Here is a 14,331-nt window from a genome sequence, read left to right on the forward strand (position 1 = left end):
GGAAGACACCCTTCCCAAGCAATTGAAGCGCCGAACCCTCTACATCGTCGAGGAGGACGGTTTCCAAGAGCAGGCAGCAATGATCTGCCCCTGCGGTTGCCGCTCTGTTTTACATATGAATCTTCTCCCTGATGAACGCCCTTGCTGGCGTGTCACACGCCATGACGACGGGACTGCCACTCTCCATCCCTCGGTCTGGAGGAAGAAGGCATGCGGCTCGCATTTTTGGTTTCGAAATGGCCGCGTCGTATGGTGCTAGTCGAACGATGCAACCCTCAAGGAACGCGTCGCCGCTGTAAAAGCGAGCGGGACGTCGCGCAGGTCGCATTCGACCGTGCCCTCGCTGAAACGCGCCCCGAGGCGCGGATCACTCAGGAGAAGATCGCTGAATTCGTCGAGGTGACGGTCGCACGCTGGTTGACGGTCAGCGTGTCGTCGCTCGAGGTCAGTTCAGTCTCGCCCGGATTTTTTTATCCGTTATGCGGAGACAGCAATGCGCCGAATCGCAAAATTGATCCGGGCAAGAATTTGTCTCATATTCCCAACGGTATCACCTCCGTCGGGACAGGACTGACATGCCTGGGGATTTACGCGACCTGATAATGGCGTCGTTCGACGCGGCTGCTGCCGAGACGTGGAGCAAATTCACACTGGGCGAAGCAGACAAGCTCGCATTGCGTGAGGCTGCGCTTAAGGTCTTGGGCTTTTTCCCGGGCCGGATGGCAGGCCAGTGCGCGTTGATGAGCGCCGCGTATTCGATTGCGCTTGAAAAGTTCGGCACCCAGCCGGGTTACGTCGTGGCCGGTTCGCTCTACATCGGTGACAAGCGCATCTTCGGCGAAGGCAAAGAGTTTGACGGCAAGGCGCTATTCTCGAAGTCGAACCCGGACTGGAATGGCCACGCGTGGATCGTTTACGGCGATTACCTTGCGGATGTGTCGGTGTTCCGCACTGCTGACGGCGGGAGTCCGCGGTTGCTGTCGAGACACATAGCCAAGGAATACGGTCGGGGACGTGGGTTCTGCGCGTGGCCTACGACCGGAACGGACCCGAACGGTCTGCGATACGTGCCCCAATATGTGCTGATGCAAGATCAGGTTGACGCGCTGATGCGTGGCGCGCTCGCCATGATCGACGAGATGAACGTCAAGCGAGGTAGTAGATGAGTGATGATGCGAACCTCTTCGTCTTCTATCGGACCGATGATCTCGTGGCGGCCAAAAATGCGGCGTACCTCGTGGAGGGCGGAAAGCCGGTAGAGTTACAACAAGGTTGGAGTTTTAGGGTCGATCCACCGCACACGACCGGCATGCAACGCCACGTGCATGTCATGCTGAGAACCAACGACGTTTCGATCATAAACCGCGATGGCACTCAGAGCCACGGGACTACGCGGGACAAGGTACCGAACTGGGTTATCAACAAGATCAAGGCAAAGGGTCTCGTAGAGAGCACCTATATCATCGAAGCCAATACTCTTCCGCCTGTCCTGGTGCCGGCATTCACAATCGGCACAGCCGAGGCACACTGGCACCTGTCGCTCACTGCCAGACGGTGAATTCGTCTATCCCCGAGCGCCTTGAGACAGGCATTCTCTATGTGTCGATGGAATCCGCGACATCACGTTCCCGTCAGCTCGATTGTGTAGCGGTCGGCCGAGCGGGTCGCCCGGCGGATCGGGACGCGCGGGTACTGCGACGCCAGCAACACTTCGAGCTGCTTCCGGTAGTCGTAGTCCATACGCTCGCCCATGATGATTCCGCGGAGAGCTTCTACCGGGATTTCAAGCTGTACGGGTTCAGCACCGCCGTCGGTCGCCTGAAGCAGAAGACGCTGCTCGCCCTCGTATCGCCATTCAACCGGTTTCGTCGCAAAGACCCTGCGCCAGATCGCAGTCATGTTGGCGTGGGCCTGAAGCGAAGCTTCTTCATAGCTGTCGCGTTCGGGCGCAGATATTGCGCCGCCAGCACCTCGATCATGATCGTAAACGCACATGCCGTGAAAATCCCACTGATCCTCGGCGACGGCGTACACGAAGCTGTCGGCGTGTTGCGGAGCCTCTACGTATTCTACCGGCGTGAGGAAAACCCGCTCGTCGGCTTTCTGTACAAGCGCATCATCGAACTCGGCACAGAATCCGCGCATGCCGTCGGCATAGTGCGACCACATGAGGAGATTGTCGGGCGCCGACGCGAAACAGGCAATGCGGACATGATCCATCAGGGTTTGAAAGTCCGGTGCCGCATCGACGAGAGATTCGAAATATGCGCGACAGTCTTCTTCGTCGTGCGGCTCGCCGTCGGGGAAACCCCACTCTGCTACGGCTGCCCTGAACCGGTTAGGCTCGGCATTCCGATCGGGAATGCCCGAACTGATGTTGCACCAAAACTCGAACGGGTCGTTGAAGTCGGTGTAGTGGCGGCAATAGAAGGAATGACGCCGAAGGTTTTCGAGCGAGTACCGGTTTGGCGGATAATACTTGTAAAGGGTCACGGCTGGAGGTTCAGAAGACGAAGATCGGCAAGGAAGCTTTCGAAGGTCAAGAGGTGCGGCTTGACCTCTTTCGGATAGGAGTCCTGCACGTCCTTTGGCACGATGAGCTGGACGCCGGCCTCCTGCATCTCACGGAATTGCGCTTCGGAAACGCCTTCCTGAAGCGTGATCAGATGTTTCAGCCTGATGCGGTCGGCTTCATTGATGATCTGCCTCCAGCGGTCCTTGCAGGTCGTCTTCGCCGCAAGCATGCGCAGGTTTGCGTCAGGAAATGACTTGTCATCGTAAGCGGCCTTCGAGGGAAACAGAAAGTCCGGTCGCTTGCTCACTTCGATGACTGGCTTGTGCGTAAAATGCTCGCCCGCTTTCAGGCCTTCCTCAAGAAAAATCTCGCGCACATGAAATTCCAGCGAGTTGCCTGACCGTGACTTGCGGCTCTGCAGGATCGACTGCGCGAGGCCGAGAAACGGTTCGATAGCGTTGAAGCCCTGCTGGATGCGCGGCAGAAAGAAAGCTTCCTCAATGCTGCGGAAGACTTCGTATTCGCAATCGCGGCGCCGCATCAGGCGGACGTCTATGCTGATTTCCTTCAAGGGACGAAGTTCGATGGCCTTGCGGATGACATCTTCGCCTTTTGGAAATTTCACCAGCCAAGAGGGCGGTATCTCTTTGGCCTGAAGCCAGCAGCTTGCGCGGGTTTCCGGCGTGGCCTCGTCAAACAGATCGCCCGGCGGCAGGCTCCCGGGTTCCCAGATGCGGAATTCCTTCGGCTCAACCGGACCAAGACGGTCTTCAAAGACATCTTCTTCAACCTCGTCGCGGCAAACCCACGTGTGGCATTCCGTGGCGGCGCCTTCGTCGTCAAGCACGAAGGCGAACACGGCAAGCGCGCCTGTACTTTCAGGATCGAGAAGCGCGGACTGCCCACCCCCGAAGCCAGTCAGCCGGCATTCGTTACGCGTGCCGCCCCGCATCTTGTTGTTGTACCAGACCGCGCGAACCGTTCGGTGGTCGGAATGCGAGTCGATATAGAGTTCGAAACGTTGGTCCGGATTCTCCTCCTCAGGTTTGCGGACCGAGGGAAACATCCGGAAGAGAAAATCTTTCGGAATATAGGGGCCCGCCTGATGTGAATGCGTTGCAAGCGTGTCATTGCCGGAAAGTCGCTTGGCGTACCAGACGTATCCCGGCTTTCCGAAGTCTGCGATCCAGTCGGTAACGTCTGCAACGGCCATCAGGCGCCCCTGATTTCGCCGGTTCGCCGGCGGGAACGGAGCCAATTTGCTGCACGGGCTGCAACCTTCAGCGGTGCATCAGGCCCTGCGCCGCGAATTGCGCACTCCCAGACGGTGAGATGACGCCATCCCTCTTCTTCAAGCTTTGCCATGACGATTTCGTCGCGCGCACGGTTACGATCGATCTTCGCTTTCCAGAAATCGGTTCGTGTCTGCGGCAAACGGAAGAAGCGGCAGTCATGGCCGTGCCAGAAACAGCCATGCACGAATACGGCGGCGTTGAGTGCGGGAAATGCCATGTCCGGTTTGCCGGGAATAGTTTTAGCGTGCAGCGTGTAACGAAATCCGGCCCGGTGCAACGCCTTTCGCAAAACGAGTTCGGGACGCGTGTTTTTGCTGCGTATGCCGGACATCATCCGGCTTCGCGTGGCGGCGTCTACGATGTCAGGCACGCTTCCCGGCCCTTGCAGGCTTCTCCGCCTCGATAGCCGCGAGGATGTGCGGCTCCATGTGGCGGGCGACGGCTTCAGCGACCGGCACCACGACGGCGTTACCGAACTGCTTGTAGGCTTGGGTATCGGAGACGACGATCTTGAAGTCCGCCTTGCCGGGTTTCTCGAAGCCCATCAGGCGCGCGCATTCGCGCGGGGTCAACCGGCGCGGATTGGAGCCTTTCTGCCGGATCAGAATTTCAGAGCCGTCCTTATAATAACGGGCCGAGAGAGTACGGGCGACGTTGTCCGGTCCGAACAGCCCATAGCCAAAACCGTTACCCGCGGCCTGATGCTTTTCGGCATACGCCTTGAGATAGCGCCAAAGGTGATCGGTCAGGGTGTATTTGTCACTCACGTAGGCCTGACGGCCCGACGTGAAATGCCTGTCAGGCTTTTCGGAGCCATTTTCCGGATGGAGGATCGTGGAGAGCTTCGGTCCCTTCAACGCGTCCTTCACCTCCATTTCCTTGAAGGAGAAGTCGGCTTCGTCGCGGAAGCCTGCAATGAATATGCGTTCACGGTGTTGTGGCACCCAGGATTTCGCGTCAAGGACGCGCTTGTCGATGTGATAGCCCAGCTCGTTGGTCAGCACGTCGCAGATGACGCGAAAGGTGGTGCCTTTGTCGTGATTGACGAGGTTCTTTACGTTTTCGAGAAGAAACGCCTTGGGCTTCAGATCACGGATGATGCGCGCAAGTTCGAAGAACAGTGTCCCCTGCGCCTCGCAGGCAAATCCGTGCGGACGGTTGAGCGCATTCTTTTTGGAAACGCCTGCGATCGAGAATGGCTGGCAGGGAAAACCGGCGAGCAGAACGTCGTGCTGCGGGATCATCGTGGTCGGCAGGGTGCGAATGTCACCGTGAATCTTGTGCCGGTCACGCGGATAGTTGGCGCGATAGGTGCGCTGGCTGTATGCGTCCCATTCACAAGTGAATACGCAGCGTCCCCCGATTGCATCGAAGCCGCGTCGAAGCCCCCCGATGCCTGCAAAGAGATCGATGAACGTGAAGGGGGCCTCATCTTCCTCGTCTTCAAAAAGGGAGGGCACCATCATCCGTAAACGATCGAGGACAAGCTTCTTGGCGCGAACCTCGCCGTTGTCGAGTCGGTAAATTTCGCGTTCCGAGCATCCTATCTCGATGGCCGCTTCGGGAATGGTCAGGCCCGCCTGAAGGCGGAGGTCAAGAAACTGTGTCACGGATGCCCCTGGGAAGAATCCTGACAAAATGTCAGATTCGGCCACAAAGAACAAGAAGAGAACATACGGTTTCATGCGATTCCCACAGGAATGTAGCGCATGGTTACCTGGAAGTTACGGCCGATGCCTCGCCCGGCACTTCAATCTGGGCAATACAACTTTGGGCAGGCGGCCCAATGCGGCGATTGCCAAGCGCATTTCGATTGGTGTTATCTGTGGAGCTTTTCAGGAACCTATTGCGATGGAAACGGGATTCTCCGGCGAGATCGAAGTGCGGGTGCTGCGCCGTGGCCGTGAAGTCGCGCGCATCCTCCGCCCCCTCCGTACAACCCCGCACGGCCCGGTTGTGAAGTACAAGCGTCAGCTTTGGCGGGTGAACGGCTCAAGCATCAACCTTGACGACCAGTCTCTGGAAGAAGCGGTTACCGCAGCCGGTCCGATGGCGGCAGTTCCACCGGAACCGCCGCCGGAAGACGATCGGCTTCAGGAAGGAGTGGCTTGGGCGCCGGTTGACCGTCGCCTGCTGGTCGATGCCGGGCCGGGCACCGGTAAAACGTATGTTGCGTGCCAGCGCGTGGCGCATCTGATCCGGGAGGGCATCGCACCCGGCCGCATCTGGATTGTCAGCTTCACGCGTACCGCCGTTCACGAAATCCGTAACCGCCTTTCGGGATCGCTCGACGAACCTTCGGATGCCATCGCCGTCCGTATCGCAACACTCGATTCTCACGCGTGGGCCATGCAGTCGGGATTTTCCAGCGAGGCGGCTCTCACGGGATCGTTCAATGACAACATCGAAGCGACCACAGCACAGATCCGCAGCAACGATGAGGTGCAGGACTATCTGATGCAGCGTGTTGCGCACCTCGTCGTCGATGAGGCGCAGGACATCGTCGGAACGCGCGCCGAACTGGTCGAAGCGATGATTGACGCGCTTTCACCGGACTGCGGTGTTACGGTCTTCGCCGACAGGGCACAAGCGATTTATGGCTTCACCGAAGAAAGCGCCGTCACGGGTAATGAGGGCGATTCTTCCCTTCTGGCCCGGCTCGAAGAAAAGGGTTTTGAACCAGCAGAACTGTCGCGTGTTCACCGCACGAGCGAGCCGGGCCTGCTGAAAATCTTCACTGAAGTCCGGCGAAAAGTTCTCGGCGAAAAGGGATCAGCACTGACGCGGCGCCCGGCACTACGGAGTGAGATTGAGCGGCTCGCCGGAAACGATCTCGGTGCCGCACGGGAAATCCGTCTGGCAGGTCTCTCGGCGGATACGCTTGTGCTTCTGAGACGCAGGAGCGATGTGCTGATGGTGTCTGGCCTGTCGTCAGAAATACCGCATCGCCTGCGCATGTCGGGGTTGCCGCCCCGCGTTCACCCGTGGATCGGCGAGGTACTCTGGAATTTTACCGGACGCAGGATTACGCGCGCCGAATTCGATGAGCGGTGGCTGCGGCAGGTTCCGGAAGCGAAGGGACCGGACGCGAGTGGTGCGGCATGGAATCTCCTGCTCGAAACCGCGGGCGACAGCGAAACTGTCGTCGATGTGCACCGGCTGCGAACCATCCTCGCGCGGTCAAACCCGCCATCGCTCTTCACGTCGAGAGAATTCGGCGATGCAGGCCCAATTCTGGGAACGATCCATGCGAGCAAGGGACGCGAAGCGGATGACGTTCATCTCTATCTGCCGCCTGACGATCAGGACGAGGAGTCCGATCTCGATGAAGAAATCCGTGTGATGTTCGTGGGAGCAACCCGCGCAAAAAATCGTCTCTTCGTTGGCCGCTCATCATCCCGCGGTGCCGGCAACCTGAATGGCCGGGTCTGGCGGAAGATGCCGCAGAACGGGCTTCAGTTCGAGATCGGGCGGGCTGGTGATCTTGATGCTCCGTGTCTCGTCGGCCGCGCGGTTTTTGCGACGGACAGCGAAGCGCTGGCAGCCCAGGCGCGGTTGCGGAAGACGCCCGTGATGACCAAAATGTACGCGCATGCTGTGCGCGAGCTGGACTACCGCTACGCGCTTCGCACCGGTGACGACCAGGAGCGTGTCTGCTTTCTGAGCCGGCAGTTGAAAGACGACCTCTATAGCGTGACGAAAACGTGTGGCCATCGCGTGCAGCCGGGTTATCTTGCCTACGTGCGTTCGATCGGCGTTCGCACACTGGCGGTCCAACCGGAAGACCCTGCGCTGGAGCGGCTTCATGAGCCGTGGCGCTCGAGCGGCATCATGCTTGCGCCGATGCTGGCTGGTTTTGGCACGACCAAATTCAAGGGGGCGACAGGTTGAGCGCGCTTCTTCCCCGAGAAATCATGGTCGAGCGGCTCGAAGCCGATCTCGTGGGACCGCGCGCGCCAGACGAGGTCCTGGAATCGAAACCCGCCGACGTCTATGTGTCAGGTATTCTCTGGCCCAAAAATACGCCGATAGCGCCGGAGGAGGACGAGAAGCTGGACGCATCATCGGGTGGCGATGACGGTGGTGAAGAAAGCGCCGATCAGGCCCAGGCACAGTCGGTCGCAATGCGGCGGCCGTCAACGGCCGGAATCTCGTTTGCCGTTTTCGCCGAGAAGGGCGCGGACCCGTCCGTAAATGTCAGCATCCATTTCGCGACATACAGCGAGGTGGACGGAAAATGGAAACGTGTGCAGCACGTCATTGACGATGTGCCTGTCGCGATGCGCGAAGGAAATGAAAGCCGGAACCTGACGTCCGGCTCAGTCACATGGTTGAGGCTGCACGTCCGCAGCGTGCCTTTCGAACGCGGTCTTCTGTGCACGGTTACGCTTGTGAATGACGCAACCCCGGCCGAACCCAACCGCGCGGCGATCGAAAAAGTGACAATGTTCCAGGTCGGCTTCGAGATCAGGCCAGGAAAAGCAACGAAGCTCATATCGCGGCCCAGCCGCCGCTCGCCGGTTGATGCCGATGACTGGTCATCCGACCTTCTCTACCGGGACGCACGCGAGTTTGCTGCTGGCCATACGTGTTCGGCCGACTGGACCGAGAGTACGGCAGACCGGACGGTGGCGCTCGCTGTTCGTACGTCCTGGGTGCCGCAGGCGATTGTTCCTGCGGTCAGCCCCGACGGTCACGAGGTATTTCGCAGCCTGGCCGGCAAGGACGCAGATGTACTGTCGGCCGCGTGGCTTGCAACGGCGGAGACGCCCCGGCTTCATGCGGCGCTTGTCAAACTGTGTAGCGCTTACGGAAAGTGGATCGATCTGCAGGCTGCCGGTGCGTCGGGACTGACGGGAAAACGTGCTGAGACTGCAAAAGCCCATCTGGAAACGGCCGCAGGGATTCGGTCGCGGATGGCAGCTGGAGCTGATTTCCTGAAGAGCAACGCAGATGCGGCAGACGCCTTTCGTCTCGCAAACCTCGTGATGGATACTCAGCGACAATGGTCGGGCAACGGCGCGCTGCGGTGGCGCCCGTTCCAGCTGGGTTTCCTCCTCCTTACGCTTGAAAGTGCCGTGAGGGGCGATCATCCGCATCGCGGCATCATGGACCTTCTCTGGTTTCCGACGGGAGGCGGAAAGACCGAAGCTTACCTCGGCCTGATTGCGTTCGTTTCCTTCTACCGCAGGCTCTCGTCCAATAAGCCGGATGACGGAGCGGGTGTGGCCGTCATCATGCGCTACACGCTCCGGCTTTTGACGACCCAGCAGTTCATTCGTGCATCTGCGATGATCTGTGCGTGCGAGGCAGTGCGGCGTGGTGCAATCCCAACCTCGCTTTCGGGGAAGCTCGGCAAAGAGCCGTTTTCAATCGGACTATGGGTTGGTGAAGGCGCCACGCCAAACCGGCGACAGGCTGCTTTCGACAGCCAGCGCGATACGTCGAAATCCAGCCCACGGCAGCTCGCAGCATGTCCCGCCTGCGGCAAGGGACTGAATTACGTGCAGCGTCGCCCGACGGATCCCGTGCACGTCATGTGCGAGACCAAAGATTGCCTGCTTTCCGGTCCCGCTCCTCTTCCGGTCTGGACAGTCGACCAGGACATCTACGAATTTTGTCCCACACTGCTGATCGGTACCGTTGACAAGTTCGCGCAGATCGTGCGTCAGGAAGCAACGGCGAACCTGTTCGCCGTCAGGGCAGGCATGCAGCCACAGCTCATCCTGCAGGATGAATTGCACCTGATTTCCGGCCCGCTCGGAACGCTTTCGGGCCTTTATGAAACTGCGCTCGATCTCATCCTCTCGACAAACGGCACGCGCCCGAAGATCATCGGATCGACAGCTACAATCCGGCGTGCGCCCGAGCAGGTGCTTGCGCTGTTCGATCGCGACACATGCCAGTTCCCGCCGCCGGGTCTGGATGCCGGAGATTCCGGTTTCACGGTGATTGATACCGACCTTTCCGGCCGGCGGTACGTCGGTGTCACGACGGCGGGCCGGTCGGCCAAGTTTACGCTGCAGGCCGTCACGGCTTCACTGATGCAGTCGGCCGCAGCCGGTCTGAAACCCGCGGAACGCGACTTTTACTGGACACTCGTGGCGTACTTCAATTCGCTGCGGGAGCTTGGTGGCGCACTCGTGCTCATGCAGGACGACGTTTACGACACGATCGGGCTCATTTCAGCAGCACGGGGTGGTGAAGCCGAACGCAGGATCAAGACCGTCGAGGAACTGACGTCAAGGCGTTCCCAGAAGGACATCCGCGACATGCTGGATGAACTCAAGCGGCGTGCCGGCGACGATGCGGCGATCGACGTGGTCCTCGCAACCAACATGGTGAGCGTCGGCGTAGACATCGAGCGACTAGGTCTTATGCTGGTGAACGGACAGCCGAAGACGATCGCTGAATACATCCAGGCGACGAGCCGCGTCGGGCGGGGAAATATTCCCGGCCTTGTGGTTGCAGTCCTCAACAACGGAAAACCGCGCGACCGGTCGCATTATGAGACCTTCCGCACGTGGCACGCGACCCTTTACAGGGAAGTTGAAGCCACGAGCGTCACTCCCTTCGCGTCGCGGGCACGCGATCGGGCGCTTCACGCGGTTCTTGTCGCAGTCATAAGGCACATCGTGCCCGGGATGCTGCCGCGGCCGGTACTGGACGATGATGCCGTCGCCGAAGCAAGGGACCTAATCGACCGGATTGCGGAGCGCGCGGCGCGCGTCGATCCGCGCGAAACCGCAGTTGGCGACGAGCTTCGCGAGCGGCTTCAAAAATGGATTCGCCGGTCACCCCAGGAATACTGGAACAGGTTTGCGAAGGATGCCCTGCTTCAGGGTGCCGAAGAGGCCGCTGCGAAGCGCGCATCGGGACGCAATGTCGGGCAGGCGTGGCCGACACCGAATACGATGCGCGGTGTGGAACCATCCGTTCACTACCGACTCGCCGAATGGCTGAAAGCGAAGACCGATGCCACGTAACGATCTTGGCGAAGTTAGGCGGAGTGCCGCTGTCGCGACCTTCGGTCCCGGCGCCGTGGTGGATTTCCGCGCGGACAGGGCGACGGTTTCTGCGGTTGCTGCCGGCCTTGAGGAATGGGACCGCAACTTTCCTCCTTCGGGGATGGTGAACGAACAGACCATCCGCGAGGAACGGCTTGAGAAGAAACTGAACAAAAGGGGCTTCAGGCTGCCGCCCGTTCGCGATCCCCTGAAGGAAAATGACGAGAAGGCCCTTGTCGCGGTTCGTTTTCCGACGTGGCTCCAGTGTCCGCAATGTGATCGCATTGGAAGGCAGGATATGTGGGCCGACGAGCCAGGCCGGGCGGGACGGTTTTGCCCCGAGTGCACACGCAAGGCGCCGGGCCGCAAGGAAGTCTACGTCGTCCCGGTCCGCTTCGTTACCGCCTGCGAAGCCGGGCATCTCGACGAATTCCCGTGGCACATGTGGGTTGATCACGACGCGGGCTGTACGAACACGAAGGGCTTCCTGAAGCTTGTCTCGGAGCAGGCCGGTCTTGCAGGACTGATTCTGAGCTGCGCGAAGTGCGGAGCGCGAAAGTCAATGGACGGCATCTTTTCGACCCGGGAGACGTCGCGCATGCCGGCATGTCGCGGACTGCGGCCATGGCTGTCAGTGCCAGCGGAAACCTGCACACATCGTCCCCGCGCCGCCCAGCGCGGCGCGTCCAATCTCTACTTTCCCGTGATTGAGTCCGCGCTCAGCATTCCGCCGTGGTCGGACCGGCTGAAAGAAGCGATCGGGATGGCGTGGGAGCTGATTGTCGGCGTACTGCCTGAAGACCGGCCGCGCCAAATAGAAATTCTTTCGAAAACGGTGCTGGCGGCTGTGCTGAATGAGCTGGAGATGACACCCGAACAGTTTCGGGTGGAGGTTGAGCGGCGCATAGCGGCTGAAGCGAGTATCGATACTGAAAATCTCCGGCTGGAAGAGTACCGCCAGTTTACCGGCGGGACTTATGTACGAGGCATCGATCGCGAATTCGAGATCAGGCCGCAGGCTGTACCTGACGGGCTGAAGCCTTTGCTTTCGCGGTTGGTCAAGGCGACGCGATTGCGTGAAGTGCGTGCGATGACTGGTTTCACCCGCATTCATCCCCCGGGCGACAGCATTGCACCGGTCGCACAGCTGTCCGCGTCACCGCTGGAATGGCTCCCCGCCGTCGAAGTGCGGGGCGAAGGCATTTTCATTGAACTGGACAGTGAAGCGCTTGCCGACTGGGAAAACCGCCCGGCTGTAATCGCGCGCGCGTCCCGGATCAACGACCGCTGGATTGCGGAATGGATTACCAGACATGGTTCTGAGCAGAGGCCCGAGCGGGTCATAACCGCGAGGTTCCTGCTCATACACACCTTCGCACATGCACTGATGCGGCAGCTGACACTTGATTGCGGTTACTCTTCCACTGCCCTTCGCGAGCGGCTTTACGTGCAGACAGGCGCGAATGCCATGGCAGGGCTGCTTATTTATACTGCGACCACTGACGACGACGGCACGCTTGGCGGGCTGCAGCGCCAGGGTGACCCCGAGCGTATTGATCGAACCGTCCGCGCAGCAATCGCTTCGCAGGAATGGTGTTCCTCCGACCCTCTTTGTATTGAGGACATGCTGTCCCGCGAGGAGGACCTTTCGCTGGCAGCATGTCATTCCTGTGTTCTGGCGCCCGAGACTTCCTGCGAGGAGTTCAACCGTTTCCTTGACAGGGCATTGCTTATCGGAAGGCCGGGAGCGCCTGAAACGGGATATTTCGGCAGTCTGCTGCGGGACGCCCCACGATGACGGGCGCGCGGATGTGGCCGGCGCGCTTGCCACGGCAGGTGCGCGAAAACGATCAGCGCCGCGCTGAAGTCCGCGTTTACGATGCGCTTGAGAAGGCGCTTGGTCCGGAGTGGACGGTCTTTTACAGCCGGCCGTGGCTTGGACTCACGCCCTATGGTGAAGAGAAGGATGGGGAAGCCGATTTCGTTGTCGTGCACCCGGTGCGTGGTTTTCTGACTATTGAAGTAAAGGGTGGCGGAATTTCCTGGGACCCGGCAACTGATGTCTGGATCAGTGAGGACAGGAACCGAATCCGCCACGTGATCAAGAATCCAGTCGAGCAGGCGCGTTCGTCAAAGCACGTGCTGTTCGACAAGGCTCGGGAAATGCCAGGCTGGCCCCGCCACCACTTCATCCGGATGCGGCATGGGGTCGTCTTCCCCGATGTAGCTGAGCCTCCCGGTAATCTGGGCGCTGATCGTCCGCGCGAGCTGTTCTGCTGCCGTGCAGAACTTGCTGATATTGGGGCCTGGATAAGAAACCGGCTTTCCGGAGAAAGCGCACAGGAGATTGGTGCAGGCGGAGTTCAGGCGTTTGTTGACCTTCTGGCCTCGCCCATGACGCTGCGCGTGCCGCTCGCGCACCACTATGATGACGACGAAGAGACGATCGCGGTTCTGACGCCACAGCAGTTCCATATTCTTTCGTCATTCATGCATTTGCCGAGAGCCGCCGTAGGCGGCGGGGCAGGAACCGGCAAGACCATTGTGGCGATGGAGGATGCCTTGCGGCTCGCGGCGGATGGCTCGCGCGTGGCGTTACTTTGCGCCGGAAAGAAACTTGCGGCTTTCCTTCGCCAGACGCTTAACCGTTCTCCGGTGCATGTCTACAGCATCGACGAGCTGTGTGTCGCGTTTGCTGCGGAATCGGGCATCAGGCTTACGCCAGCGCCTCATCTCCCGGGGGACGAAGCCGTCGATGCTCTCGCGAGGGCAATTTCAGCAAAGCCGGAGCTGAAGTTCGACGCTGTTATCGTCGATGAAGCGCAGGATTTTCGGCCGCAGTGGTGGATTGTCATCGAAGAGATGCTCGTTGATCCGGCCCGGTCGAAACTCCATGCTTTCTACGATACCAATCAGAGCGTCTACGGCGATGTAACCGGAGCGCTCGCATCATTCATTCCTGTGCCAATCCGTCTGACCCGTAACCTTCGCAATACGCAGTACGTTCACGATGTTGCACGGCGGTTTTACAGCGGCTTCGAGATCACTGCTGACGGCCCTCAAGGTCCCGTTGTCGAATGGGATGCGTGCACGAAAGGAAGCATTGCCGTGAAGGTCATGGCAAAGCTGCGGTCGCTCACCGGCGAAGATGAGGTACATCCCGAGAAGATTGCGATCCTCGCGGCTGACGAGGATCTTGTCGCAAATCTTGGCAAGCTGGCCGCATCGTTCGAAGGAATTACGGTCGAACACGTGCGCGATTTCAAGGGCCTTGAGCGGCAAGTTATTATTCTCGCCGCATCGGGCGGGATGGCAGACGTCCGCGAACTTGCATATGTTGCGCTGTCCAGACCGCGTGTTCACCTCTCGGTTTTCGGAGAGTCTTCCATGATCTCATGGCTTCAGGCCGCAGGGTGATCTGACGCGCCGAATGACGCATGTTATCATCCGGGTGTGTCCTCTTTGTCGGCGCCGCGACACACTTCAATGAGTGAGTCATCGGTCAAGGATTTTT

At 59.6% G+C, this 14,331-nt stretch carries 12 protein-coding genes; 8 read left to right on the forward strand and 4 right to left on the reverse strand.

What is annotated here, in order from left to right; translation table 11 throughout:
• The first annotated feature begins 115 nt into the window (after positions 1-115).
• From BLS26_RS36885 to BLS26_RS22890, 4 genes are read left to right on the forward strand one after another with little or no spacing between them, the layout of a single operon-like run.
• On the forward strand, positions 116-259 hold the full coding sequence (locus BLS26_RS36885) for a DUF6527 family protein (RefSeq protein WP_371361008.1): 144 nt from the start codon (positions 116-118) through the stop codon (positions 257-259).
• Complete coding sequence (locus BLS26_RS36335) at positions 211-600, forward strand: hypothetical protein (protein ID WP_172804508.1); 390 nt, start codon at positions 211-213, stop codon at positions 598-600. The genes BLS26_RS36885 and BLS26_RS36335 overlap by 49 nt, the downstream gene beginning before the upstream one ends.
• Before the next feature lie 2 nt (positions 601-602).
• The gene (locus tag BLS26_RS22885) at positions 603-1,166 is read left to right on the forward strand and encodes a hypothetical protein (protein WP_092514801.1); all 564 of its coding nucleotides are present in this window, start codon (positions 603-605) and stop codon (positions 1,164-1,166) included.
• Positions 1,163-1,558: a hypothetical protein gene (locus BLS26_RS22890; protein WP_092514802.1), complete on the forward strand. Its 396-nt coding sequence runs from the start codon at positions 1,163-1,165 to the stop codon at positions 1,556-1,558. The genes BLS26_RS22885 and BLS26_RS22890 overlap by 4 nt, the downstream gene beginning before the upstream one ends.
• Positions 1,559-1,620: 62 nt before the next feature.
• Here the strand turns inward: BLS26_RS22890 and BLS26_RS22895 are convergent, their stop codons facing one another.
• Genes BLS26_RS22895 through dcm form a run of 4 tightly spaced genes read right to left on the reverse strand, consistent with a single transcriptional unit; the run spans position 1,621 to position 5,495 of the window.
• On the reverse strand, positions 1,621-2,493 hold the full coding sequence (locus BLS26_RS22895; RefSeq protein WP_092514803.1) for a DUF2971 domain-containing protein: 873 nt from the start codon (positions 2,491-2,493) through the stop codon (positions 1,621-1,623).
• Positions 2,490-3,728 carry a type II restriction endonuclease gene (locus BLS26_RS22900; RefSeq protein WP_092514804.1) on the reverse strand — a complete coding sequence of 413 codons (1,239 nt, stop codon included), beginning with the start codon at positions 3,726-3,728 and terminating at the stop codon, positions 2,490-2,492. Before BLS26_RS22900 ends, BLS26_RS22895 begins: the two co-directional genes overlap by 4 nt.
• The gene (locus BLS26_RS22905) at positions 3,728-4,141 is read right to left on the reverse strand and encodes a very short patch repair endonuclease (protein WP_244541658.1); all 414 of its coding nucleotides are present in this window, start codon (positions 4,139-4,141) and stop codon (positions 3,728-3,730) included. Before BLS26_RS22905 ends, BLS26_RS22900 begins: the two co-directional genes overlap by 1 nt.
• 31 nt (positions 4,142-4,172) lie before the next feature.
• Entirely contained in the window at positions 4,173-5,495 is a 1,323-nt protein-coding gene (gene dcm / locus BLS26_RS22910; RefSeq protein WP_092514808.1) for a DNA (cytosine-5-)-methyltransferase, read from the reverse strand.
• A 166-nt stretch (positions 5,496-5,661) separates the two neighbouring features.
• Between dcm and BLS26_RS22915 the strand changes: the two genes are divergently transcribed.
• From BLS26_RS22915 to BLS26_RS22930, 4 genes are read left to right on the forward strand one after another with little or no spacing between them, the layout of a single operon-like run.
• Complete coding sequence (locus tag BLS26_RS22915) at positions 5,662-7,701, forward strand: UvrD-helicase domain-containing protein (RefSeq protein WP_172804668.1); 2,040 nt, start codon at positions 5,662-5,664, stop codon at positions 7,699-7,701.
• 23 nt (positions 7,702-7,724) lie between these two features.
• Positions 7,725-10,796, forward strand: a complete 3,072-nt coding sequence (locus tag BLS26_RS22920) for a helicase-related protein (protein ID WP_172804669.1) — start codon at positions 7,725-7,727, stop codon at positions 10,794-10,796.
• Positions 10,786-12,615 carry a DUF1998 domain-containing protein gene (drmB, locus tag BLS26_RS22925; RefSeq protein ID WP_092514812.1) on the forward strand — a complete coding sequence of 610 codons (1,830 nt, stop codon included), beginning with the start codon at positions 10,786-10,788 and terminating at the stop codon, positions 12,613-12,615. The genes BLS26_RS22920 and drmB overlap by 11 nt, the downstream gene beginning before the upstream one ends.
• Positions 12,612-14,234 carry a nuclease-related domain-containing DEAD/DEAH box helicase gene (locus tag BLS26_RS22930; protein WP_092514814.1) on the forward strand — a complete coding sequence of 541 codons (1,623 nt, stop codon included), beginning with the start codon at positions 12,612-12,614 and terminating at the stop codon, positions 14,232-14,234. Before drmB ends, BLS26_RS22930 begins: the two co-directional genes overlap by 4 nt.
• The last annotated feature ends 97 nt before the right edge of the window (positions 14,235-14,331 follow it).

Origin of the sequence: Afipia sp. GAS231 (assembly GCF_900103365.1) — a bacterium.
Taxonomy (GTDB): Bacteria; Pseudomonadota; Alphaproteobacteria; order Rhizobiales; family Xanthobacteraceae; genus Bradyrhizobium.

Excerpts from the sequence above, each read along its gene's own strand:
- BLS26_RS36885 (WP_371361008.1), top strand. The coding sequence starts at position 116 with ATGAATCTTCTCCCTGATGAACGCCCTTGCTGGCGTGTCACACGCCAT.
- BLS26_RS36335 (WP_172804508.1), top strand. The coding sequence starts at position 211 with ATGCGGCTCGCATTTTTGGTTTCGAAATGGCCGCGTCGTATGGTGCTA.
- BLS26_RS22885 (WP_092514801.1), top strand. The coding sequence starts at position 603 with ATGGCGTCGTTCGACGCGGCTGCTGCCGAGACGTGGAGCAAATTCACA.
- BLS26_RS22890 (WP_092514802.1), top strand. The coding sequence starts at position 1,163 with ATGAGTGATGATGCGAACCTCTTCGTCTTCTATCGGACCGATGATCTC.
- BLS26_RS22900 (WP_092514804.1), bottom strand. The coding sequence starts at position 3,728 with ATGGCCGTTGCAGACGTTACCGACTGGATCGCAGACTTCGGAAAGCCG.
- BLS26_RS22905 (WP_244541658.1), bottom strand. The coding sequence starts at position 4,141 with ATGTCCGGCATACGCAGCAAAAACACGCGTCCCGAACTCGTTTTGCGA.
- dcm (WP_092514808.1), bottom strand. The coding sequence starts at position 5,495 with ATGAAACCGTATGTTCTCTTCTTGTTCTTTGTGGCCGAATCTGACATT.
- BLS26_RS22915 (WP_172804668.1), top strand. The coding sequence starts at position 5,662 with ATGGAAACGGGATTCTCCGGCGAGATCGAAGTGCGGGTGCTGCGCCGT.
- BLS26_RS22920 (WP_172804669.1), top strand. The coding sequence starts at position 7,725 with ATGGTCGAGCGGCTCGAAGCCGATCTCGTGGGACCGCGCGCGCCAGAC.
- drmB (WP_092514812.1), top strand. The coding sequence starts at position 10,786 with ATGCCACGTAACGATCTTGGCGAAGTTAGGCGGAGTGCCGCTGTCGCG.
- BLS26_RS22930 (WP_092514814.1), top strand. The coding sequence starts at position 12,612 with ATGACGGGCGCGCGGATGTGGCCGGCGCGCTTGCCACGGCAGGTGCGC.